General features: G+C 68.7%; 23 protein-coding genes and 1 pseudogene. 10 read left to right on the top strand and 14 right to left on the bottom strand.

Annotated features, from left to right (window positions below; translation table 11 throughout):
• Positions 1-23 precede the first annotated feature (23 nt).
• Both BN977_RS18650 and BN977_RS18655 read right to left on the bottom strand, forming a co-directional pair.
• Positions 24-959: a carbohydrate kinase family protein gene (locus BN977_RS18650; protein ID WP_036400140.1), complete on the bottom strand. Its 936-nt coding sequence runs from the start codon at positions 957-959 to the stop codon at positions 24-26.
• Positions 959-1,630, bottom strand: a complete 672-nt coding sequence (locus tag BN977_RS18655; RefSeq protein ID WP_036400143.1) for a class II aldolase/adducin family protein — start codon at positions 1,628-1,630, stop codon at positions 959-961. The genes BN977_RS18650 and BN977_RS18655 overlap by 1 nt, the downstream gene beginning before the upstream one ends.
• A 57-nt stretch (positions 1,631-1,687) precedes the next feature.
• Here BN977_RS18655 and BN977_RS18660 point away from each other — a divergent pair, with 57 nt between their 5' ends.
• Complete coding sequence (locus BN977_RS18660) at positions 1,688-2,326, top strand: TetR/AcrR family transcriptional regulator (protein WP_036400145.1); 639 nt, start codon at positions 1,688-1,690, stop codon at positions 2,324-2,326.
• Here BN977_RS18660 and BN977_RS32685 read toward each other — a convergent pair whose 3' ends face one another.
• The 4 genes from BN977_RS32685 to pip form a co-directional block, all read right to left on the bottom strand.
• Positions 2,327-2,713: a hypothetical protein gene (locus BN977_RS32685; RefSeq protein ID WP_131590166.1), complete on the bottom strand. Its 387-nt coding sequence runs from the start codon at positions 2,711-2,713 to the stop codon at positions 2,327-2,329.
• Between the two features lie 116 nt (positions 2,714-2,829).
• Positions 2,830-3,909, bottom strand: a complete 1,080-nt coding sequence (mraY, locus tag BN977_RS18670; RefSeq protein WP_036400149.1) for a phospho-N-acetylmuramoyl-pentapeptide-transferase — start codon at positions 3,907-3,909, stop codon at positions 2,830-2,832.
• Between the two features lie 15 nt (positions 3,910-3,924).
• Positions 3,925-4,134, bottom strand: coding sequence for a DUF1737 domain-containing protein (locus BN977_RS18675; protein ID WP_036400151.1), 210 nt, complete (start codon positions 4,132-4,134; stop codon positions 3,925-3,927).
• 27 nt (positions 4,135-4,161) lie between these two features.
• On the bottom strand, positions 4,162-5,133 hold the full coding sequence (gene pip / locus BN977_RS18680; protein WP_051561651.1) for a prolyl aminopeptidase: 972 nt from the start codon (positions 5,131-5,133) through the stop codon (positions 4,162-4,164).
• Positions 5,134-5,224: 91 nt separating this feature from the next.
• On the opposite strand from pip, the gene BN977_RS18685 reads away from it, so the two are divergent.
• Positions 5,225-5,845: a carbonic anhydrase gene (locus BN977_RS18685; protein WP_024454452.1), complete on the top strand. Its 621-nt coding sequence runs from the start codon at positions 5,225-5,227 to the stop codon at positions 5,843-5,845.
• Between the two features lie 5 nt (positions 5,846-5,850).
• Here the strand turns inward: BN977_RS18685 and BN977_RS18690 are convergent, their stop codons facing one another.
• Both BN977_RS18690 and BN977_RS18695 read right to left on the bottom strand, forming a co-directional pair.
• Positions 5,851-6,753, bottom strand: coding sequence for an alpha/beta fold hydrolase (locus tag BN977_RS18690; protein WP_036400154.1), 903 nt, complete (start codon positions 6,751-6,753; stop codon positions 5,851-5,853).
• Positions 6,754-6,794: 41 nt separating this feature from the next.
• Positions 6,795-7,559, bottom strand: a complete 765-nt coding sequence (locus BN977_RS18695) for an alpha/beta hydrolase family protein (RefSeq protein ID WP_036400157.1) — start codon at positions 7,557-7,559, stop codon at positions 6,795-6,797.
• A gap of 246 nt (positions 7,560-7,805) precedes the next feature.
• Here BN977_RS18695 and BN977_RS18705 point away from each other — a divergent pair, with 246 nt between their 5' ends.
• The 4 genes from BN977_RS18705 to BN977_RS18720 all read left to right on the top strand — a co-directional run bounded on the left by BN977_RS18705 (position 7,806) and on the right by BN977_RS18720 (position 10,804).
• Positions 7,806-8,411, top strand: a complete 606-nt coding sequence (locus BN977_RS18705) for a class I SAM-dependent methyltransferase (RefSeq protein ID WP_036400163.1) — start codon at positions 7,806-7,808, stop codon at positions 8,409-8,411.
• Between the two features lie 137 nt (positions 8,412-8,548).
• Positions 8,549-9,457, top strand: coding sequence for an MBL fold metallo-hydrolase (locus BN977_RS18710; protein WP_036400165.1), 909 nt, complete (start codon positions 8,549-8,551; stop codon positions 9,455-9,457).
• Between the two features lie 118 nt (positions 9,458-9,575).
• Positions 9,576-10,007: a hypothetical protein gene (locus BN977_RS32690; protein ID WP_131590168.1), complete on the top strand. Its 432-nt coding sequence runs from the start codon at positions 9,576-9,578 to the stop codon at positions 10,005-10,007.
• Positions 10,008-10,063: 56 nt separating this feature from the next.
• Positions 10,064-10,804: a cutinase family protein gene (locus BN977_RS18720; protein ID WP_084172607.1), complete on the top strand. Its 741-nt coding sequence runs from the start codon at positions 10,064-10,066 to the stop codon at positions 10,802-10,804.
• 456 nt (positions 10,805-11,260) lie between these two features.
• On the opposite strand, the gene BN977_RS18725 is transcribed toward BN977_RS18720, so the two are convergent.
• The gene (locus BN977_RS18725; protein WP_036400172.1) at positions 11,261-11,953 is read right to left on the bottom strand and encodes a haloacid dehalogenase type II; all 693 of its coding nucleotides are present in this window, start codon (positions 11,951-11,953) and stop codon (positions 11,261-11,263) included.
• 9 nt (positions 11,954-11,962) lie between these two features.
• The gene (locus BN977_RS18730; RefSeq protein WP_024455898.1) at positions 11,963-12,568 is read right to left on the bottom strand and encodes a TetR/AcrR family transcriptional regulator; all 606 of its coding nucleotides are present in this window, start codon (positions 12,566-12,568) and stop codon (positions 11,963-11,965) included.
• A 103-nt stretch (positions 12,569-12,671) separates the two neighbouring features.
• Between BN977_RS18730 and BN977_RS18735 the strand changes: the two genes are divergently transcribed.
• Positions 12,672-13,904: an FAD-dependent monooxygenase gene (locus tag BN977_RS18735; RefSeq protein WP_036400175.1), complete on the top strand. Its 1,233-nt coding sequence runs from the start codon at positions 12,672-12,674 to the stop codon at positions 13,902-13,904.
• Positions 13,905-13,911: 7 nt separating this feature from the next.
• On the opposite strand, the gene BN977_RS18740 is transcribed toward BN977_RS18735, so the two are convergent.
• Positions 13,912-14,529 (bottom strand): maleylpyruvate isomerase family mycothiol-dependent enzyme, encoded by a 618-nt coding sequence (locus tag BN977_RS18740; RefSeq protein ID WP_036400178.1) that lies wholly within the window; start codon positions 14,527-14,529, stop codon positions 13,912-13,914.
• A gap of 221 nt (positions 14,530-14,750) precedes the next feature.
• Here BN977_RS18740 and BN977_RS18745 point away from each other — a divergent pair.
• A pseudogene (locus BN977_RS18745) lies at positions 14,751-15,500 on the top strand (L,D-transpeptidase); the annotation flags it as partial.
• Positions 15,501-15,503: 3 nt separating this feature from the next.
• Here BN977_RS18745 and BN977_RS18750 read toward each other — a convergent pair.
• Together BN977_RS18750 and BN977_RS18755 are read right to left on the bottom strand one after the other, a co-directional pair.
• The gene (locus BN977_RS18750) at positions 15,504-15,932 is read right to left on the bottom strand and encodes a type II toxin-antitoxin system Rv0910 family toxin (RefSeq protein WP_036400181.1); all 429 of its coding nucleotides are present in this window, start codon (positions 15,930-15,932) and stop codon (positions 15,504-15,506) included.
• Between the two features lie 8 nt (positions 15,933-15,940).
• Positions 15,941-16,915, bottom strand: a complete 975-nt coding sequence (locus BN977_RS18755) for a hypothetical protein (RefSeq protein WP_024455893.1) — start codon at positions 16,913-16,915, stop codon at positions 15,941-15,943.
• A 238-nt stretch (positions 16,916-17,153) separates the two neighbouring features.
• On the opposite strand from BN977_RS18755, the gene BN977_RS18760 reads away from it, so the two are divergent.
• Positions 17,154-17,786: an FKBP-type peptidyl-prolyl cis-trans isomerase gene (locus tag BN977_RS18760; RefSeq protein WP_024455892.1), complete on the top strand. Its 633-nt coding sequence runs from the start codon at positions 17,154-17,156 to the stop codon at positions 17,784-17,786.
• 99 nt (positions 17,787-17,885) lie between these two features.
• Here BN977_RS18760 and BN977_RS18765 read toward each other — a convergent pair whose 3' ends face one another.
• A complete protein-coding gene (locus BN977_RS18765) occupies positions 17,886-19,106 on the bottom strand; it encodes an oxygenase MpaB family protein (protein ID WP_024455891.1) in 1,221 nt (406 codons plus the stop codon).
• A 73-nt stretch (positions 19,107-19,179) separates the two neighbouring features.
• On the opposite strand from BN977_RS18765, the gene BN977_RS18770 reads away from it, so the two are divergent.
• Positions 19,180-19,812: a TetR/AcrR family transcriptional regulator gene (locus tag BN977_RS18770; protein WP_024455890.1), complete on the top strand. Its 633-nt coding sequence runs from the start codon at positions 19,180-19,182 to the stop codon at positions 19,810-19,812.
• Positions 19,813-19,821: the final 9 nt, after the last annotated feature.

Raw genomic sequence — 19,821 nt, forward strand, 5'->3', positions numbered from 1 at the left:
AATTGCCATGGGGTACAAGGTGATTAATCGGCCGGTCGGGTGGGCGTGCGCGCGGCGAACGCGTCGGCACTGTCCAGGGTGAAGTCACCGTGGTCGCTGCCGAGACCTTGGGCCACCAGCGCGGCGACGGCGCTGCCCAGCCGCGCGGCCGCCAGCGGCGGCCGGCCCACACCGATGCCGTACAGGAATCCCGCCGAGAACGCGTCCCCACAGCCGGTGGTGTCGACGACGGCCACGTCGTGCGCGGGGATGCGCCGGCTGCCGTGTGCGTCGATCAGCAGCGCACCGTCGGCGCCGTCGGTGGCGGCGATCATGCCGACACCGGCGTCCACGAGGATGCGACAGCCCTCGGCCAGGTCGGCGGCGCCGGTGAAGCCGATGACCTGCTCGGCATTGGGCAGCAGGTAGTCGCAGTGCGGCAGGGCCGCGGCGATTGCGTCGAGGCTGCCCAACTCCCCCGGCGCGATCAGGTCGATGGAGGTGGTGGCGCCGTTGCCCTTGGCGTGCGCCAGGATTCGCGCGGCCGTGTCGGCGCCGATCAACTCCGGCCCGCCCAGGTGCAGGTGGTCGGCGCCGGCCACCGCGTCCCAGTCGACATCGTCGAGGGTGTAGCCGGGATTTGCCCCGAGCAGGTGCAGGCTCGGTCGCTCGCCGTTACGCCGGATCGGCAGCACCGACATCGAGGTGGGCAGATCGGGCTTGCGGACGACGAGGGTGGTGTCGATGCCGGCCCGCCCGAGCAGCGTCAGCAGCAGGTCGCCGGTGGCGTCGGTACCGATGGCCCCCGCGGTGCGCACGGTGGCGCCCAGCTTGGCCAGGGTGAGCGCGGTGCCGGCGGCGGTGCCGGCCGCCGCGACGCGGATGTCCTCGACGAGTGCGGTCTGCTGTCCGTCGGGGATGGCGTCGACGGGACGCACCAGCACGTCGAGGATGTGGGCGCCCATCGTGATGACCTTCATCATGGCTCCTTCGACAGCGACTGGGGCCGGCCGTAACGCAGTCGCAGGGCGGTGTCGATGACGGCGGATTGCTGGTCGGCGGACAGGATCCGCGGTGTGCCGAGCGCACGCGCGTCGAGATAGACCGCGCAGGCCCACTCCAGCAGCAACGTGTATTCGACGGCCAGGTCGAGGGTCGGGCCGTGGGTGACCGCACCGTGGTTGGCCATCAGTGCGGCGCTTCGTCCGGCGAGGGCCGTCGAGACAGCATCGGCGAGCTCGCGGGTGCCGAACGGATGGAACGGCGCGACCTTGGTGGCGCCGCCGAGCGTCAGCTGCTGGTAGTGCAGCACCGGCAGTTCGTCGAGCACGCAGGCCACCGCGGTGCACTTCGGAGCATGGGTGTGCACCACCGCGCCGGTCTGCGGGTGGTGACGGTAAATGTCAAGGTGCAGTTGGAGTTCCGAGGTGGGCGCGAAATCTCCGCCGACCAGAGCGCCGTCGACGTCGACGACGACGATCTGCTCGAGGCCGATGTCGGCCAGCCGCGCGCCCGAGGCGGTGATCGCAATGTGGTCACCGGTTCGCACGCTGACATTGCCGGCGCTGCCGAGCACCAGACCGGATGCGGCCAGCTGATGGCACGCCGCCGCAATGTCCGCGCGTTCGGCTTCGAGGTGCGCGGTGGTCACATCCGCAGCGTAGTACTAATGTGAAACAAATTCACATTTATTTCGGCGAGGGCGGTTGTGGACGGTTTGCAGATTCCCGAGGCGGTGCTGCGACGGACTCCGCGCCAGGCCCGCAGCCGGGAACGGTTGGCGCAGGTATTGGCCACCGCGGATCGGCTGCTGGCCACGGAGGGACCCGGGGCGCTGACGACCACGCGGGTGGCCGCCGAGGCCGGGATGTCAGTGGGCGCGGTCTACCAGTATCTGCCCGACCGGGACGCGATCATCGAGGCGCTGGCGACGTCCTACCTCGCGCGTATCGAGGTGACCATGGCGTCTTTCCTCGGGGTCGCCGCCGAGCAGCGCTGGGCGGATCCGGTCGGCGCGCTGGTGGACGGGTTCGCCCAGGTGTATCGGTCCGAGCCGGGGTTCCGGGCGTTGTGGTTCGGCCGGCATCTCACCGAAGCCACCCGGTCCGCCGACCGGGAGCACAAGATGCGGATGGCAGCAATGCTCAGGGAGTTGGTGCTCGCCCAACACCTGCTGGCCGATGATGCCCGGCTCGACGACGCCTGCCGCGCCGGTCACCTGATCGCCGACACCCTGCTGCAGGAGGCGTTTCGGGCCGATCCCGATGGCGACGCCGCCTTGCTGCGTGAGGCCAAGACCGCGCTGCGTGGCTACCTCGCCGCGCTGACCGCCGAAGCGGACCGCTGATCAGGGATGCGTGAGCCCGGGCAAGCAGTTGATGAACAGGATGCACGGCGGCGGCGGGGGCGCCGGCGGCCCCGGCGGGTTGCCGTTGAGCATGACCGGTTTGGTCAGCGGGGCGGCGGGATCGAAATGAAAGGTGTGGCACACATTCATGTCCCAGCCGGGTATGGCGTTCATGCCCGAACCGGGGCACCACAGCTGACCGCATTCACCGTTGGCGTTGCAGTCGGGCAGCCCCTCCGGCGGCATACACGGTGGGACATTTGCGTTCGACGGTGAACACTGCGGGATGGCGTAGGCCGGACTCGCGGCCAGCCCGACAGCCGCGGCGGTGAGACCTCCGGACAGCAGGGTCGCGGCCGCGGCCGCGGCGACAAACGCTCTACTCATGGGCGCCCTTTCGACGACGCCGCACCGCGGCGCTGGTTTATCGATCCCCGATACCGTGCGCCGGGTGGCTTGGCAGATTCTTGGTGGCGAAAGGGACCGTTGAGGACACCGCGCGGTCAGGCGCCGACGGCGGTCAACCATTCGCCGTAGAACAGCGCGATACCGAGGCCGCAGGCGATCGCGGTCACCAGCCAGAGCCGGATGGTCAGGGTGGTCTCCGGCCAGCCCATCAGCTCGAAGTGGTGGTGCAGCGGAGTCAAGCGAAAGACTCGACGGCCGGTGGTACGGAAGGCCGCGACCTGGATGACGACGGAGGTCACCTCCGCCACGAACAAGGCGCCCACGATGATGGCCAGGATCTCGGTGTGACTGGTCACCGACAGTCCGGCGATGATCCCGCCCAGCGCGAGCGAACCGGTGTCCCCCATGATGATCCTGGCCGGTGCGGCGTTCCACCACAGGAATCCGATGCAGGCGCCGGCGGTCGCCGCGGCGACGACGGCCAAGTCGAGCGGGTCGCGGACGTGATAGCACCCCGCGGCAGCGGTGACCGCACACGCATTGCGGAACTGCCAGAAGGTGATCAGCACGTAGGCCGCGCTGACCATCGCCATCGCGCCGGCGGCCAGACCGTCCAATCCGTCGGTGAGGTTCACGGCGTTCGACCACGCCGTGACAACGAACACGCAAAAGAGCACGAAGGCGGCGGGCACCATTGTCAGCGCGGCTATCTCGCGGACGTGCGACAGCTGGGTGCTACCCGGGGTGAGGCCGTCGGGGTTGTGGAAGTGCAGCGCGAGCACACCGAACAGGACCCCCGCCGCGACCTGGCCCGCGGATTTGGCCCTCTTGTTCAAACCCAGATTGCGGCCGCGCCGCAATTTGATGTAGTCGTCGGTGAATCCGACCACGCCCAGCGCGGTGGCCAGCCCGAGGACCAGCAGTCCGGACGCCGACGGGCCCCCCATTCCGAATCCGAGTCCGATCAGGTTCGTGCTCAGGTAGCTCGCCCAGATCGCGGCGAGGATGGCCAGGCCACCCATCGTGGGTGTGCCGCGCTTGCGGCGGTGCGCCTGGGGCGCGTCGTCGCGGATCTCCTGACCCAACCCCAAGCGGGCGAACACCCGGATCAGCACGGGCGTCAGCAACAGAGCGGCGGCCAGGGCGATGCCGGCGGCGACGAGGATCTGGGTCATCGACACCCACCGCCGTCAGGCGACCGGTGCCATCGGCGGTTCCTCCGGCCCCGGCCAGACCACGGCCTGAGCGACCAGCACGCGACCATCGCCGAACGTCACCGCGGGGCCGCCGTGCAGCGCGTACCCCAGATCCAAGGCTTCGCTGACCCGAACACAGAACGCCGCATCATCCGGTCCTGTCAGCACCCGATACCGCGGTAACCGATCGCTCATATCCGTCATCCTCGCACGGTGCCGCGCCGGGCCGGATCACCCCGGTGCCAGGTCGCCATCGGTGAATCGTGAGATGGCCTGCCGGACAGCGGCTGCCATCGCCGGGCTTCCGGTGTGGCCCGAGTCGTCGATCACCGTCAGTTCCGCATCCGGCCATGCCCGGGCGAGCTCCCACGCGGACAGTAGTGGTGCGGACAGGTCCAGCCGACCGTGGATGAGCAGACCCGGGATCCCGGCAAGCCTGTCCGCCTCCCGGAGCAGCTGCCCGTCGTCGAGCCACCCGTGGTTGGCGAAATAGTGCGTGCAGATTCGCACGAAGGCGAGCTTCGCAGCGTCCGGTTTGGCGCTGTACTGCCCCGGGTTACCCCGCACCTCATGGGCGATGGCGGCGTCCTCCCAACGGCACCACGCGCGGGCCGCAGGTAATCGCACGTCCACGTCGGGATGCTCCATCAGTTGGCGGTAGCCCTCGACGAGGTTGCCGTCACGCAAGTGCTCCGGGACGGCAGCGCGGAATCGTTCCCACTGCTCGGGCAGCAGCCGCCGCAGCCCGTGGTACAGCCAGTCGATGTCATCGGCGCGCGTCAAGGTGACCCCTACGGCGATGATGCCCGCCACGCGGTCCGGATACCGCTGCGCGTAGGCCAGCATCAGCGTGCAGGCCCATGAACCACCGTAGAGCAGCCACCGCTGCACCCCGAGGTGCTGTCGTAGCTTCTCCATGTCGGCGAGCAGGTGCTCGGTGGTGTTGACGCTCATGTCGGTGGCCGGATCCGCGGCACTCGGCAGGCTGTCACCGCACCCGCGCTGGTCGAATGAGACGACCTGGAAAACGTTGTGGTCGAATGCCTTCGGCGCGTTACGTGAGCGGCCACCACCCGGGCCGCCGTGCACGATCAACACGGTGCGTCCACCCGGACACCCGGCGGCTTCCCAGAAGATACAATTGCCGTCGCCGACGTCGAGCAGACCGCCGCGGCGCCGGACGTCCCGTTCCCCATCCCCCACGTGTCACACGGTAGTCGACGAACGGGCCTGGGCCCCATCGGCATCGAGCGTGGCGCCCGTGGGCTTGCGGGCGTCGGGCACAATGTCCACCATGCCGACGCGCAGCCCTGCAGCCACGTGGAAAGCCCTCAAGGCGGGCAACGAGCGGTTCGTGCAGGGCAGGCCGGCACATCCCGGCCAAAGCAGCGCGGACCGGGCGCGGCTGACCCACACGCAGAAGCCCCAGGTGGTGCTGTTCGGTTGCGCCGACAGCCGGGTGGCCGCCGAGATCATCTTCGACCAGGGACTCGGCGACATGTTCGTGGTGCGCACCGCCGGCCACGTCATCGACGCGGCGGTGCTGGGCTCCATCGAGTACGCCCTCACGGTCCTGGATGTGCCGCTGATCGTGGTTCTCGGGCACGACAATTGCGGTGCCGTCAGGGCGGCGCTGTCGGCGATCGAGGACGGCGTGATGCCGGGCGGCTACGTCCGCGAGATCATCGACCGGGTGACGCCCTCCATCCTGCCCGCGTATCACTCCGGGCTGACACAGGCCGACGCGCTCGGTGCCCGTCATGTCGTGGAAACCGCGACACAGCTACGCATCCGCTCCGTCGTGGTCGCCCAGCGAATCCTGGCAGGGACGGTCGCCGTGGCCGCCGCGACGTACCACTTGGCCGACGGCCGACTGGTGTTGCGGGCGCACCTCGGCGATATCGGTGAACCGTGATCGCCTCAGCTCACCGAATCGAGCCTGGTCAGGAAGTCCCGGACCAACGGGACGACGTCGTGCAGGTGGGTCTCGAGCAGCCAATGCCCACCGCCGAGCAGGTGGATCTCGGCATCGGGATGGTCGCGGTGGTACGCGGTGGCCGCCGCCTCCGGCATGTAGCCGTCATGCGGTCCCCACACGATCAGCGTGGGCGGCCGGTACTCACGCAGATAGGCCCGCTCACGCGGAAGCCATTCCAGCGTGGAGGGCTGGTCCTGCAGCAACTCGACCAGGTTGGCCCGGCGCTCGGGCGTGGACATCAAGGCCCAGTGCAGGGTCCACAGATCGGGGCTGACGCGGTCGGCGACATCGGCGGGCAACTCACCGGCGAACTCGTCACGGAACCCGTCGAGGCTGACATGCTCGGCATAGGCGCGGCGGGCGGCGGGACCGGGGTTGCTCCAGAGTTCGCGTAGCGCACCATATTTCGGGCCGAACTCGTCGTCGTAGATGTCTCCGTTCTGGATGATCAGGCCCGTCACCCGCTCGGGCGCCGACATCGCCAACCGGAAGCCGAACTGCGAACCATAGTCGTGCAGCCAGATCGCATATCGCTGCAGACCCAGGGCGTCGACAAACTCGGCCAGGAAGGCCGAGTAGGCGTCGAACGTGTAGCCGAAATCCGCCGGCGGCGGTGTCGCGCTGTACCCGAACCCGGGCAAGTCGGGCGCGACCGTGCGCCATCGATCACCCAACGCGGGCATCAGGTTCCGGTAGACGAAGGACGAACCCGGATAGCCATGGGGCAGCAGTAGAACCGGGGCATCCCTCGGACCGGCCTCGCGGTAGAAGACGTCCAGACCGGCCACGCTCACGTGGCGGTGGCGAACTGCGGTGTTCGCTGTCGACTGAACCTCGTTGTCCATCTCTCCACCCTGCCACAGCCCGCCCGGGCATCTGGGCGCCGTCAGGCTGCCCCGGTGCCGCCGGGGCGTCGACGCAGGGTGCGGCCGAAGAACCGAGCCGAGTCGTCCCGGACATGCTCGGGCAGTGCGGGGTACTTGCCGGAACAGGCCGACAGGGTCTTTTCCGCCGAGCCGAAGGCGTCGAACAACGCGATGCCGGCGCCGCGGTCGAATACCGGGTCGTCCCAAGGAATGCGGCACTCGACAGGCACGCTGATCTGCCGGGCCGTCTCGATGAGGGCGTCGTGCACGAGCACCGCCCCGAAACTCGCCGCGACGATCCGTGATTCGCTCGCCGTCAGCATCACGCCGGTCACCACGCCCAGCGAGACACCGCCGAAACCGGTTGGTGCATCGACTCCGATCTCGGGCAGCGCTTGCAGCGCGTCGATGGTGGCCTGCCATTCCGGTACCGCCCGCTCGGCGAGGGACATGCCGTAATCGGCGACGATCGGGGCGATCGGGTGGCCCGCATCCCTGCCCCGTCGGATCGCGTCGGCCCATCGCTGATCCCGGTCGTTGGGCGGCCTGTCTCCGTGTCCGGGTGCGTCGATGGCTGCGACGGAGAATCCATACGTACCGACGCAGTGCAGCGCGGTGGCCACCAGGCCCGGAGCTTTCTTGTGCATGCCGCCGCCGTGTGCGGCCAACAGCAGCGGCGCCCCGGGGGTGGCGCACACCGGCGTCCACAGCACGCCGGTGATGTCACCCAGGGTGAAGGTGCGTTCGGTGACGCCGTTCGATGATGTCGTCGAGGTGAAGTACATGATGGTGCCTTTCGGGATGGTCGAGTCCGACGCTCCCGGCGACACCGCTGTCTATCGCCTGACCGTGAACACAAGTGGAAGCGCCCACATGATTACTGCGTTCATGGGTCTCACCTCCTCGTGTTCCGGCACGGTCGTACGCACGCTAGCAACGCCCCACAGCTCACGTCGAGCGGTTTTCTCCCGCCGGTGGCACGGACCGCGCGGCCACGTCGACGACGCGACGGACAGTGCCATAGTGACCACGTGACACAACCGGGATACGACGCGCTTGCCGACCAGTACGCCGCCATGTTCCCCGAGCCCTACCAGACCCCGTTCGAACGACACGCGGTCGAAGCCTTCACAGAGGTCATTCGGATGCCGGGCTCCGTGGTGGACGTGGGTTGCGGTCCAGGCCACGTCACCCACGACCTCGCCAGCCGGGGACTCGACGCCATCGGATGCGACCCCAGTGCCGCCATGCTGGCCCTGGCGCGCAACGCTTACCCACAGCTGCGGTTCATCGACGACGACGCCACCCTCACCCACGTCGACGATCCCATCGCGGCAATTCTCGCCCGGTTCAGCCTGATTCACCTTCCGCCCGACCGCGTCGATGCGGTCTTGCGATCGTGGGCGTCCCGGCTGCGGCCCGACACCCCGGTACTGATCGCGGTGCAGTCATCCGATACACCGGGCCCGGCAACACCTTTCGACCACGCGGTGGCACCGGCCTGGCGCTGGCCGGCCGATGAGCTGAGCCGAGTGCTTTCCTCGGCAGGCTTCGACGAAGACTGGCGACTGATCAACCGTCCCGACGGCGTTCACCGCTTTCCCGGCGTTCACATCCTCGCGCACCGCCGGTCCTAGCGTGCCCGGACTCCGCCGTCGCGGCGCCTGCGCGGCGGCTCGACCATCGGGGATGAATCGCGCCACCGGTGGGCGATCTAGGCGAAGACCCGTCATTTCGACGGGGTCTTCCGTAGAACGCACGCAGGAGAAGAAACATGAGCCTGGACAACATCACCGAGCACAACGGGGTCGACGAGCTGGTGCCATCCCGGTACGCCGTCAAGGTGGGCGACATCGATGTCACGGTGATCAGCGACGGCGTCCTACCGATCACCGCCTCGACGCTGGCGACCAACGCCGAACCTGCCGCGCTGGCGAGTTGGCTGGACGACAATTTCCTGCCGCCCGAGATCATCGACTGGCCGCTGAACGTGGTGGTCGTGCGCACCGGCGGCAGGACCATCCTGGTCGACGCCGGTCTGGGTGTGGAGTTCCCCGACTTTCCGCGCGCCGGCCAGACGGTCCAGCGCCTGGAGGCTGCCGGCATCGATCCCGGATCGGTGACCGATGTGGTGCTCACCCACCTGCACATGGACCATGTCGGCGGTCTGCTGACCGAGGGGCTGAAAGACCGGCTCCGGCCCGACCTGCGGATCCACGTCGCGACGCGGGAAGCCGAGTTCTGGGGTGCACCCGATTTCTCGCACACCACCATGCCCGCACCGGTACCCGCTGCACTGCGGTCCATCGCCACGCGATTCCTGGACGAGTATCACGGTTACCTGCGCACGTTCGAGACCGAGTACGAGGTCGCCCCCGGTGTGCTGCTCTCGCGGACCGGCGGACACACTCCAGGCCACAGCATCGTCCGGCTGGCATCCGGCGGTGACCGGTTGACGTTCGCCGGGGACGCGGTGTTCGCACCCGGGTTCGAGAACCCGGAGTGGCACAACGGCTTCGAGCACGATCCCGAGGAAGCGGCCCGCGTCCGGGTCGCGTTGCTGCGGGAGCTGGCGTCGACCGGTGAGGCACTGGTGGCCACCCACCTGCCCTTTCCGTCGGTCTGCCACGTGGCCACCGCGGGTGACGCATTCCGCTGTGTACCCGCTCCGTGGGACTACTGACCGTGCTCAGCAAACCGGAATGCTTAGCGGCGCTCAAAACCGGGTAACACCGCGAGGTCCGTTCTGTGAAAACAGCGGCTCAGCTGGACGCAGCCGTATGAAGAGAAACGAGCCTCACATGTCGATTGTTCGGATCATCCGTGGAGTACCCGTCACCGCCGCTGTCGCGGGTGCCGTTCTGGTCGGTGGACTGACCGCATGCGGTTCCGACAGTGGTGGCAGCGATTCCACCTCCACGTCCACATCCACCTCCACGACGGAGTCGACGCCGACGACCACGTCGACGACCGTCGAGATGACCACCATGGCACCCGCCCCGGCCGAAACCGGGGCCCCGGGCGCCGGGGCCGGACCCGGTGGCGCCACCGCAGGCGTGCCCGGCGCCGGCGCGGGTGCGGGTCCGGGTGGGGCCACGGCGGGCGTCCCGGGTGCGGGCGCAGGTGCGGGTCCGGGTGGCGCCACGGCGGGCGTCCCGGGTGCGAGCGCCGGCGCCGGCCCCGGCGGTGCCGGTGCGTGCGCGGGCCCGGTGTGCGTGGGAACAGGTGGATAATCCGTACCAGGTCCGCCAGGCCTTGATCGAGTACCGAGATCTAACGGAGGTTTTCGATGCGCGAAGAATTCGGGGCGGAAGCTTCCGGGTCTCACGTCGGACGGGTCACGCGCCGGGTGGGCAGCGTCCTGGCTGCGACGGCGGCGGTGCTGGCCGGTGCCACGCTGGCGGCACCGGCCGCCGTCGCCGCCCCCTGCCCGGACGCCGAGGTGGTGTTCGCCCGCGGCACCGGTGAACCACCCGGCCCCGGCGGCATCGGGCAGGCCTTCGTCGACGCACTGCGCGCCAAGGCGAGCGGGAAATCGGTCGCCGACTATGCGGTCAACTATCAGGCCAGCGCCGATTTCAACGACGGCTTCCAGTTCGCCCTGACTGTCGTCGACGGGATCAGGGACGCCACCAACCACATCCAGGCGGTGGCGGCCGACTGCCCGGCCACCAAGATGGTGCTCGGTGGCTTCTCCCAGGGGGCGGCGGTAGCCGCGTTCAGCACCTCGGCCGAGATTCCCGCTGGCGTGCCGGCGGCCTTCGTGCCGGCACCGATGCCCCCGGAAATCTCGGACCACGTCGCCGCGGTGGTGCTGTTCGGCAAGCCGTCGAACCAGTTCTTGAGTGACGCCGGCGCACCGCTCATCACCATCGGCCCGCTGTATGTGCCCAAGACGATCGACCTGTGCGCTCCCGGTGACACCATCTGCAATGGTGCGCCGCCCGGGCCCCCAACCGGGGCACACAACGCGTACGTCGCCGACGGCCTGGTGAACCAGGCCGCGGAGTTCGCCGCGAGCAGGTTGTAGTTCACCGCGCTGCACACGGTGTGGCCCCGGACGGGTGTTTCCGTCCGGGGCCACGTCGTGTTGTCATCCCTGTCGTTTATCCGTTGCCCACAGGGGGTGTGCCGCCGTTCGGCCCGTACGGGCCGTTCTGAACGCCGTCTCCGGGCACGGGCGGAGTGGCCGATTCACTGGCGCTGCCGGGTGCCTCGCACAAGGTGGCGGTGCCGGCGTTCTGACAGGGATCGGGTTCTGCCGACGCGGCGGGGGCTAGCGCGATGCCCGCCCCCGCGGCACATGCCGCTACCAGCAGGGTCGTGGACGCAGTCTTGCGCATCATGAAATCTCCTCGATGCTGATCGATGACGTCTGGTTTGGACCGCTCATGCTCGGCGATCACACGGGACGGCCGGGCAAATCAGCCTGCCGTGTCCCGACCAATCGGGTACCCGGGTCCCCCCGGGAGGCAAACGCGTCGGGTCACTCGATATCGGCGACCGAATCGACGTACTGATCGACCTGCTCGGGCGCGATGTCGTGGGCGAGCCGGGGGTCGCCGTACTCGAACGGGCGGTGCAGGAAAACCGTGCCCATCCCCAGGGCCTTCGCCGCTTCGAGGTCATACGGGTGAGCGGCCACCATTGCCGCCTCGCGGGGCGCGACACCCAGGTACTGCAGTGCGCGCAGATAGGTTGTCGGCGCGGGCTTGAAGGCGCCGATCATCTCCGCGGTGAAAATGGCGTCCATATCGATCGCGAGGCGCTTGAACAGCGAGATCATGGTGCTCATATCGGTGTTCGACAGGGTTGCGGTGATCGCCCGTCCGCGCAGTCGCGCCATTCCGGCTCGCACGTCGGGCCAGGGTTCCAGTCGCTGCCAACCGGCCGCGGCCAGCTCGGTGTCGCCGGCACTCGGCCGATCCAGGCCGTGGCCGACGCACACTTCGGCGAAACCGGCCGCGTACAGGTCTTGCACCCGGCGCCAATTTTCGACGCTCTGCGGGATGCTCCGGACCCGCCTGAAATAGTCCTCGCGCCATGCCCGGGTGAGGTCGGCGGGGTCGACGGTCGTAATCTGCTGACTGTCAAGGAAATCGGTGACGGCATCGGTCACCGGACGGAAGAAATCCAGCAATGTGCCCTGGACATCGAAGAGGTAGGCCCGAAACCGCATGAGGCCACCCTATCGCTGGTCGCGACCGAAGTTCGTTGCCAGCGGCAGGAATACGTCGTCGACGATCTCGGTGATGGTCTGCTCGGGCACCGCCGCCATGGTCATGAACATTTCGTGTCGCACGAGGTCGACCGGCAGCGTCATGATTCGGGCCGGCGGCACCGCGGCGAGTTCGCCGCGCGCCACGGCTCGTTCGATGACGGTGTCCATGATGGACGGTCCCTCGGGCACAAACCACGCGCGCAGTTCCCTGGGCGACCCGTCGGCGTCGTCGTAATAGGCGCCGAGCCGGGCGGCGATCAGTCCCATGATGCGTGACCGGCGCTCACTCAACTCGGTGAGCAGCGCCAGCATGTCGGCCCGCAGACTCCCGGTGTCCGGGGTCGAGATCCCGTCGACCTCTCCCCTGCGCCGGATCACCGCCTGCAGCAGGTCCCGTCGCGATGGCCAACGCCGGTACAGCACGGACCGCGCGGTGGATGCCCGCTCGGCCACCGATTCGATGGTGAATCTGTCATAGCCGGCCTCGATGAGCTGCTCCCAACCCGCGTCGAGGATGGCGGACTCCAGTGCGGCGCCGCGACGCCGCTGAACGGCAAGCTCTTTAGAGGACACTTGCGTATCTTATCGCACGACGCTACAGTCGGGCCAGATAAGATACATATGTGTAGCTAAACGCTCGAACGCACTTCGCGCCCAGCCCTATTGGAGGATCGCCATGTCCCGTTCCAGTGCCCTGATCTCCGGTGCCAGCATTGCCGGACCGGCCCTTGCCTTCTGGCTGTCCGAGGCCGGCTGGGACGTCACCGTGGTCGAACGCGCCGACCGGTTGCGCACCAGCGGATACCCGATCGACATCCGGGGTACCGCAACGGAAATCGTGCGCCGGATGGGGCTTCATGACCAGATCTGGGCACGACGCTACCGGCACGCACCGGTAAGCCTGCTCTCGCCGGGGGGCCGGCGGTTGGGCACCCTCGACTACGGCGAACTGCTCGCCGATCCGGGCAGCGGCGATATCGAACTCACCCGCGGCGCGCTCAGCGAAATCCTGTACCGGGCCGGCGCCGCACGCGTCGACTACGTCTTCGGCGACACGATCACCGCACTGACCCAAACCGACACCGGCGTCGATGTCACCTTCGCCCATCGAGAAGCACAGACGTTCGACGTGGTGATCGGCGCCGACGGCATCCACTCCAACGTCCGCGGCCTCACCTTCGGCGACGAATCGCAGTTCGTCCGCCACCTCGGCCCCTACGCGGCCGTCTGGGACATGCCGCCGGAGTTGTTCCCTCCCGGAAGCGGTTTCATGTACTCCCACCCCGGCAGGACGGTCATCGTCGAGCGTCACCAGGACGGCCCCGCCCGCGCATTCCTGGTCTTCGTCCATCCAACTCCCGGCTCGGTGGACCGCCACGACGAGCGGGCGGTCATCGCCACCCTCCGCGATGCGTTCCGCGACGACCACTGGCGCACCGAGGAGATCATCGCCACCCTCCCGGAATCCGAAGACCTCTATTTCGACACCGTCAGCCAGGTGCGGATGCCGTGCTGGAGTTCGGGACGGGTCGCCCTGGTCGGGGATGCCGCCTACGCCCCGGCCCTGCTGTCCGGCCAAGGCACCAGCATCGCGATCGCCGGTGCCTACATCCTGGCCGGCGAACTGGTGCGCCAGGCCAGCCCCCAGGACGCGTTCACCGCCTACGAACACCGCTTGCGCGGGTACGTGGAGCGAAATCAGAGTCTGGCACTGCGCACGGATTCCACTGTCATCTCACGCACCGGCGCGGCGCTGCTGCGGCGCAACATCAAGCTGACTCTGGTGCCGTGGCTGCAACGGCTCGGGATCGCGCATCTGCTGCAAACCAAGCTCCGTTCGGCCGCCACCGACCTCGTGCTGGCGCCACACGATCTGCAACGCAGCGGCACCGCCCAGCGCACCGGTTGACGACGCGTCATCGGACGGCCAATTCGGCCACGCCGGGACCACTCAACTCGGCCAGTGCGACTGTGCGGCCGCTGGCGGCCAGCAGCAACGACACGGCGGGCCCCTCGATGGGCAGCCCGGCACCGACGGTGAAGTCCGCATCGGTGCCGACCAATCTCAGCCCCGCGAGCCGGCGCCTGCCACCGGAGAACCGATCCGCGGCCAGGTAGGCGACGGCGGCCCCGATGTGGTCACGCCGGTAGGTGTGCACCAATCCCAGCGGTCGCCGGATGTCCTCGGCGTGCACCACGGTTTCGACGATCCGCGAGATCGTCGGAAGTGGCGGCGACGCAGTGGATTTCACCGCCGCGGCAAACTGTGCGAGCAGCTGGTGGTGCTCATGTGTGCGCCCGACGGCGATCTGGCGGCGCACGATCCGGTCCGGGCTGAACCCGGCGCGAACAATTTCGCCGACGAAGCGGCGCTTGGACAGCATCGCGGTGGCCGCCAGATGGGCCACCACATCGCGTACCGCCCACCCGTCACACAGCGAGTCGGCCTCCCACTGCACCTGCTGCAGCGTGGCCAGGTCGGCCGCCAGCACCGCCCGCTCATGGTGTACGACCGCCCAGATATCCCCCGCCACCGGTTGAGCACATCACATCCTGGCAGCACCGTCATCCGGGCGGTCACAGCAACCGTGGCTAGGATCCGGGGTCGACAACCTCGGCGCGGTGAAACGGAGTGGGCCCAATGACGATTGTGCGGCGGGGCGCGATGCTGCTCGCGCTGACGGCCACGGTGCTGACCGGTGTGGTCGGCGCCCCGGCGGGGTTCTCGCATGCCGATGACCCGCTGGTGCCTCCGGTTTCGCTGACCTCCACCTCGGGTGCGCCGGTACAGAACGGCGGCACCTATGGCATCGGGATGGTCGTGGTGGCGCATTTCGCGGCGCCGGTGGCCGACCGCGGCGCGGCCGAACAACAGCTGTCCGTCACCACCGAACCACCGGTGGCCGGTGCGTGGCACTGGGTCAACGATCAGACGGCCCATTGGCGTCCGCCGCAGTATTACGCCCCGGGCACCGTCGTCACCGTCGGGCAGGACGCGCCGGTCACCTTCACCATCGGCGCATCGCATGTGTCGATCGCCGACGACACCACCAAGCAGGTCACTGTGTATGACGGCGGCGCATTGGTGCGCACCATGCCGACCTCGATGGGTCGGGGCGGCACCGAAACCGTGGGCAACACGACGTTGAGCTTCTGGACCCAGCCCGGCGTCTACACGGTGATGGACAAGAGCAACCCGGTGATCATGGACTCCTCGACCTACGGCCTGCCGATCAACTCCCACCTCGGCTACAAGGAATCCATCCCGTACGCGGTACGGATCAGCACCGACGGGGTGTACCTGCACGAACTTGACGCCACGGTGTGGGCCCAGGGCAAGACGGACACCAGCCACGGCTGCCTGAACCTGAACCGCGACAATGCGCAGTGGTTCTACAACTTCTCCGTGCCCGGTGACGTGGTGGAGGTACGGCACACCGGCGGGAAACCGTTGCAGCTGTGGCAGAACGGCGACTGGAGCGTGCCGTGGGACCAGTGGGCGTGAGACCTATTGCAGCTCGGCCAGATTCTGCACCGATCGGCGGACGTCGGATTTCAGCACGGCGGCCACCAGCGCTCCGACCGGCCCGCTGAGCAGTGCACCGGACAGGTCGGCCAACACGCGGAACGTCGAACCCGGATCATCGGGGGTCACCGTCATCGTCAGACCGATCCGTACCCCGCCGCGGCCTCGGCCTGACAGCCGGATGCGGTGCGGCTCTTCGTAATCGGTGACCTGCCAATCGATGGTGTTACGGAAGCCCTTCACCTTGATCAACGACGACACCTGGGTGCCGACCCCGATATCGTCCGGTGGCCGTCCGCGCCAACCGCCGAAGATCGTCAGCCATTCGCCGAATCGGCGCAGATCCGACGCCAACTTCCAGGCCTGCTGCGGTGCCAGGTCCGACGTGACGGACACATCGACATTCGCCATGCCGGCCGTCAGCCGATCCCGACGACTTCTTGAGCGATCGCCGCAAGCCTGGTCTGTGCGGCCGAGACGACCCGCTGCCGGTTCTTGTGGGCCTCCTCCCACGCCACGATGGTGCGGATATCGGCCGGGTCGGTCAGCTCCTTGACCGCCGCGATGGCGTCCGGGACCGCCAAGTCGTCATACTCCGCGATGGGCAGCTCGGACGGGTCCAACGCACCCGACGCCGATCGCAGCGCGCGCAGGGCGTCGGCGGTCTGCTCGGCCCCGCCACCGCGGGTGATGTCCTCGGCCGCGGCCAGCGCCGCGTCGCGCGAACCGGCGATCACCCGGCCGGCGAGCTCACCGGCTTGCGCGCCGCGGTCGAGCAGCTCGTCGACGTTGGGCCGCACGTTGCGCAGGACGTCCAGCAGACGATCCAGGCCGCGCGCCGTCCAGATACCCGGCAGATTGGCCAGTTTCACCGCCGCTCCGGTCACCGCCTGCATCGGGGTGCGGCGGAGGGCCGCCGGCCCGCCGAGCGCGTCCTCGGCCAGCACCGTGGTCAGCCACTCGACGGTGGCGGCGTGCGCGGTGATGAGGCGATCGGCCAACTCGACGACGTCGGTCCGCTTGGCCGCGACGGCCAGCGCCTTGATATAGCGGGACCGGTCCAGCAACTGGTCTTCCAGTGCCAGGTCGCCGAGCAGCGCCTCGTCGAACGGTTCGGCCTGTTCGGTCAGCGCCTTCACCGCGGCCGCGGCGCGTCCGAGGAACGGGCCGACGACGTCGGGATAACCACCGAGGTCGCGAATGGCCCGCTCGATGGCCACGGCACGATCCCGGGCGTTGCCGGCGTTCTGGGTCAGCTCGCGCTGGACCGCCTCGGTTCGGGCCTGGGCCAGCCTGGTTTCGGCGATCTGGATCTCGGTGTGGGTCAGGTCGAGAACGGTTCGCAGCTGTGCGAGCAGTGTGGTGGTATCGGCATTCGCCGTCGTGACAGCCATTGTGATTCGCCCCTTCGCGTTGACGGATGTGTCGGCGCTGGGTGCACCTGCTCATCCGGTTACCCGGGACGGCCGCGGCGAATTCACCTAACCGGCGGTCACGACCATGACTTACGTCACAGGGCGGCTATGCGCCCCGGTGAACGGTGGCCGCCTCGGTGCCGCGCCCGCAATCGATTTCCCGGTATTCCGGGTTACCGTGGCCGAGCCGGCCGGGCACGGCTGTAGCGTGGCGGGCGTGAATGCATCCCGTGTGTCTGCTTCCGTCGCCTTGGTCGCCGGTGCCACCTCGCTGGTGATGACGCTTGCCGCCTGCGGCTCCGAGTCGGACAACTCGTCCAAGCCGTCGGCCAGCACGCCGTCGATCGCGCAGGTGGCGTCGTCACTGCCGGAGGCGCCCCCGGCCACGCTCGGCTGCCCGACGGCGGCGCCCGCCGACCCGGGCACCCCCGAGTGGACCCTGACCGGAGCCACCGGCAACGTCGCTGTCAGCGGGTCGACCGACACCGCCGCGCCCTACGTCAAAGTGGGCGGACCGTTCAGCGTGACCGAGACCCAGGTGCACACCCTCAAGGCGGGCGACGGACCGGTGGTGCCGGACACCGCGACCGTGTCGGTCTGCTACATGGGCGTCAACGGGCGCGACGGCACGGTGTTCGACAGCAGCTACGAACGCGGCACCCCGGCCGATTTCCCGCTCAACGGCGTGGTCCCCGGCTTCCAGAAGGCGATCGCCGGACAGAAGGTCGGCTCCACCGTCGCGGTGGCGATGACGTCCGCCGACGGGTACCCCAATGGGCAACCGGCGGCCGGCATCCAGCCCGGCGACACGCTGGTCTTCGCGATCAAGATCCTGGACGCCGGCGCCTGAGTCTGCGCCCGGGTACGGGCGGGTGACGAGTGTGGGCCGCGTGCACGCCTTTTCGTGTTTTGCCGTACAGGACGCCCACATTCGTCCACCCGAGCCTGGCTAGGCGACCCGACTCACATGTTCGGCGGATTCGCCGATCGCCGCCTGCCCGTCGCCGATCATGGTGCGCAGCAGCGCGTGTTGTTCGGCTTGGCCGCGCCGCGCGGCGCGCTCCATGCCACCGGGCAGCGCGATGTCGACGACGCTGCGCGCCACATTGACCGGAAGGCGCAGCAGCGGATACCACGGCGGCACATAGGCCGGCAGCCCGAGCATGCGCATGGTTCGGGGCCCCAGGAATCCGCTGGTCACCGAGAGGTGCTGGGCACGAGCCAGCCTGCGGCGCAGGGTGGGCAGATGGTCGTAGTGCCAGCTCATCGGGTCCTCGACCATGGGGGCGGCCAGCTGACGGGTCGACTCGTCGGGCGCCGACAGCGCGGTCAGGGTGTGGAACAGGACGCGCACGGCGTCCCGGAAATCGCGTGGTAGCCACTCGTCCTCGACGCCGATGAGCCACCCGACGTACCGGGTCAGATGTGCGATGGCCTCGAAATCGGCAGGGGCGGTGAGGATTCCCATCCCGAGCCCGCCCACGGGTGGTGCGATCAGCGCGCCGACGAGGGTGGCGGCCATATCGGTCTGGTTGACCGGCAGGCCCCAGTCCTCGGCGCGCCAATCCGGCATGCCGGCCACGTGTCGGCGGACGAAGGCGTGGATGAGCCGCACCCGGATGGTGGAGCGATAGCCGATCCCGAGCGACTCCAGCCCGCCTTCGGCGATGACGTCCATGGCCCATTGCATGGTCTCGGCGAAGCGCTTGTTGGAGCCCTTTTCCAGCGCGCCGGTACGCAGCAGCGTCTTGTTGAAGCCGGCGAACTGGTAGCCGCCCAGCAGTGAGACGTCCCGGGCGACGTACATGCCGTCGGCACCGCCGCGGCGCAACGCCCGCTGGCCGCGCCGCACGAGCTGGAGGTCAACCCAGTCCGGCGCCGTCTCCACCCCGACGAAGAAGTCGCGCAGCGGTGCCGGGGCCTCGGGAACGCGGGTGATGCCTTCGGCCAGTGCTCGGTCGAACAACGGACGCGTCTGGGCCAGCCCGGTGTCGACCATCCAGTCCAGCAACCGGTCCATCGGTTCATCTCCCACGGTCAGCCGCTCCCCCAGCCGCTGCCATTGCGGCTCGGACGGAGTGCCGACGCCGAGCGCCCGGGCCAGCAGTTTGACCATGCCGGGCACCGGTCGGGGTGACTCGGGATGCCGAGTCGGGATTTGTGCGGTCATCGACGCTCCTCGCTGAGCAACCATTTGGACTACAGGCGTAGTCGAAAACTAGCGCGGGGGTAAAGTGCTGTCAATGAAACGCGCGGAGGTGGTGCGTGACTACGGCGGAATCTCGGCGGCCGATCGCCGCGCCGACCGTCGCCGCAAGCTGATCTCCGCAGGCCGGCGCATCTGGGGCGAGTCCGGCATCGCCGATGTCACGGTGCGCGGCGTCTGTTCCGCGGCCGGCCTGATCACCCGCTATTTCTACGAGCAGTTCGACTCCCGCGACGCACTGCTGTTCGCGGTGGTGGACGAGGTGCGCACGCAACTGCTGGACGCCATGGTGGTCGCCGGTGTCGGGGAGAGCGGCGACCTGCGAGACAAGCTGCGGGCGGCGCTGACGGCGTTCCTGGACATCGTCGCCCAGGACCCGCATCTGCATCGCATCATCATCGGCGACGTCACCGGTGTACCCGGACTGCTCGAATACCGGATGCAGTTCCTGGACATGATCGTCGCCTCCATCATCGAACAGGCACCGTCGGTGCTGGGCTCGGCACTGCCCGACGCCGCGGCGATGCGGCGCGGCGCCCTGTTCATGGTCGGCGGTGTCAACCAGATCATCGCCGAGTGGTTGCGCGAACCACGCGAGACCGTCGGCGAACTGGCCGCGCTGTGCGCCGACCTGTGCGTGGCCGTCGTCCGCGACACCGTCGAGCGGTAACCGCCGCCG

The sequence above is a fragment of the Mycolicibacterium cosmeticum genome, from assembly GCF_000613185.1.
In the GTDB taxonomy this organism is placed as follows: Bacteria; Actinomycetota; Actinomycetes; order Mycobacteriales; family Mycobacteriaceae; genus Mycobacterium; species Mycobacterium cosmeticum.

Excerpts from the sequence above, each read along its gene's own strand:
- BN977_RS18710 (WP_036400165.1), top strand. The coding sequence starts at position 8,549 with ATGAGCCTGGACAACATCACCGAGCACAACGGGGTCGACGAGCTGGTG.
- BN977_RS18755 (WP_024455893.1), bottom strand. The coding sequence starts at position 16,915 with ATGGCTGTCACGACGGCGAATGCCGATACCACCACACTGCTCGCACAG.
- BN977_RS18720 (WP_084172607.1), top strand. The coding sequence starts at position 10,064 with ATGCGCGAAGAATTCGGGGCGGAAGCTTCCGGGTCTCACGTCGGACGG.
- BN977_RS18695 (WP_036400157.1), bottom strand. The coding sequence starts at position 7,559 with ATGTACTTCACCTCGACGACATCATCGAACGGCGTCACCGAACGCACC.
- BN977_RS18750 (WP_036400181.1), bottom strand. The coding sequence starts at position 15,932 with ATGGCGAATGTCGATGTGTCCGTCACGTCGGACCTGGCACCGCAGCAG.
- BN977_RS18735 (WP_036400175.1), top strand. The coding sequence starts at position 12,672 with ATGTCCCGTTCCAGTGCCCTGATCTCCGGTGCCAGCATTGCCGGACCG.
- BN977_RS32690 (WP_131590168.1), top strand. The coding sequence starts at position 9,576 with ATGTCGATTGTTCGGATCATCCGTGGAGTACCCGTCACCGCCGCTGTC.
- BN977_RS18725 (WP_036400172.1), bottom strand. The coding sequence starts at position 11,953 with ATGCGGTTTCGGGCCTACCTCTTCGATGTCCAGGGCACATTGCTGGAT.
- BN977_RS18650 (WP_036400140.1), bottom strand. The coding sequence starts at position 959 with ATGAAGGTCATCACGATGGGCGCCCACATCCTCGACGTGCTGGTGCGT.
- mraY (WP_036400149.1), bottom strand. The coding sequence starts at position 3,909 with ATGACCCAGATCCTCGTCGCCGCCGGCATCGCCCTGGCCGCCGCTCTG.
- BN977_RS32685 (WP_131590166.1), bottom strand. The coding sequence starts at position 2,713 with ATGAGTAGAGCGTTTGTCGCCGCGGCCGCGGCCGCGACCCTGCTGTCC.
- BN977_RS18685 (WP_024454452.1), top strand. The coding sequence starts at position 5,225 with ATGCCGACGCGCAGCCCTGCAGCCACGTGGAAAGCCCTCAAGGCGGGC.
- BN977_RS18690 (WP_036400154.1), bottom strand. The coding sequence starts at position 6,753 with ATGGACAACGAGGTTCAGTCGACAGCGAACACCGCAGTTCGCCACCGC.
- BN977_RS18675 (WP_036400151.1), bottom strand. The coding sequence starts at position 4,134 with ATGACGGATATGAGCGATCGGTTACCGCGGTATCGGGTGCTGACAGGA.
- BN977_RS18770 (WP_024455890.1), top strand. The coding sequence starts at position 19,180 with ATGAAACGCGCGGAGGTGGTGCGTGACTACGGCGGAATCTCGGCGGCC.
- BN977_RS18765 (WP_024455891.1), bottom strand. The coding sequence starts at position 19,106 with ATGACCGCACAAATCCCGACTCGGCATCCCGAGTCACCCCGACCGGTG.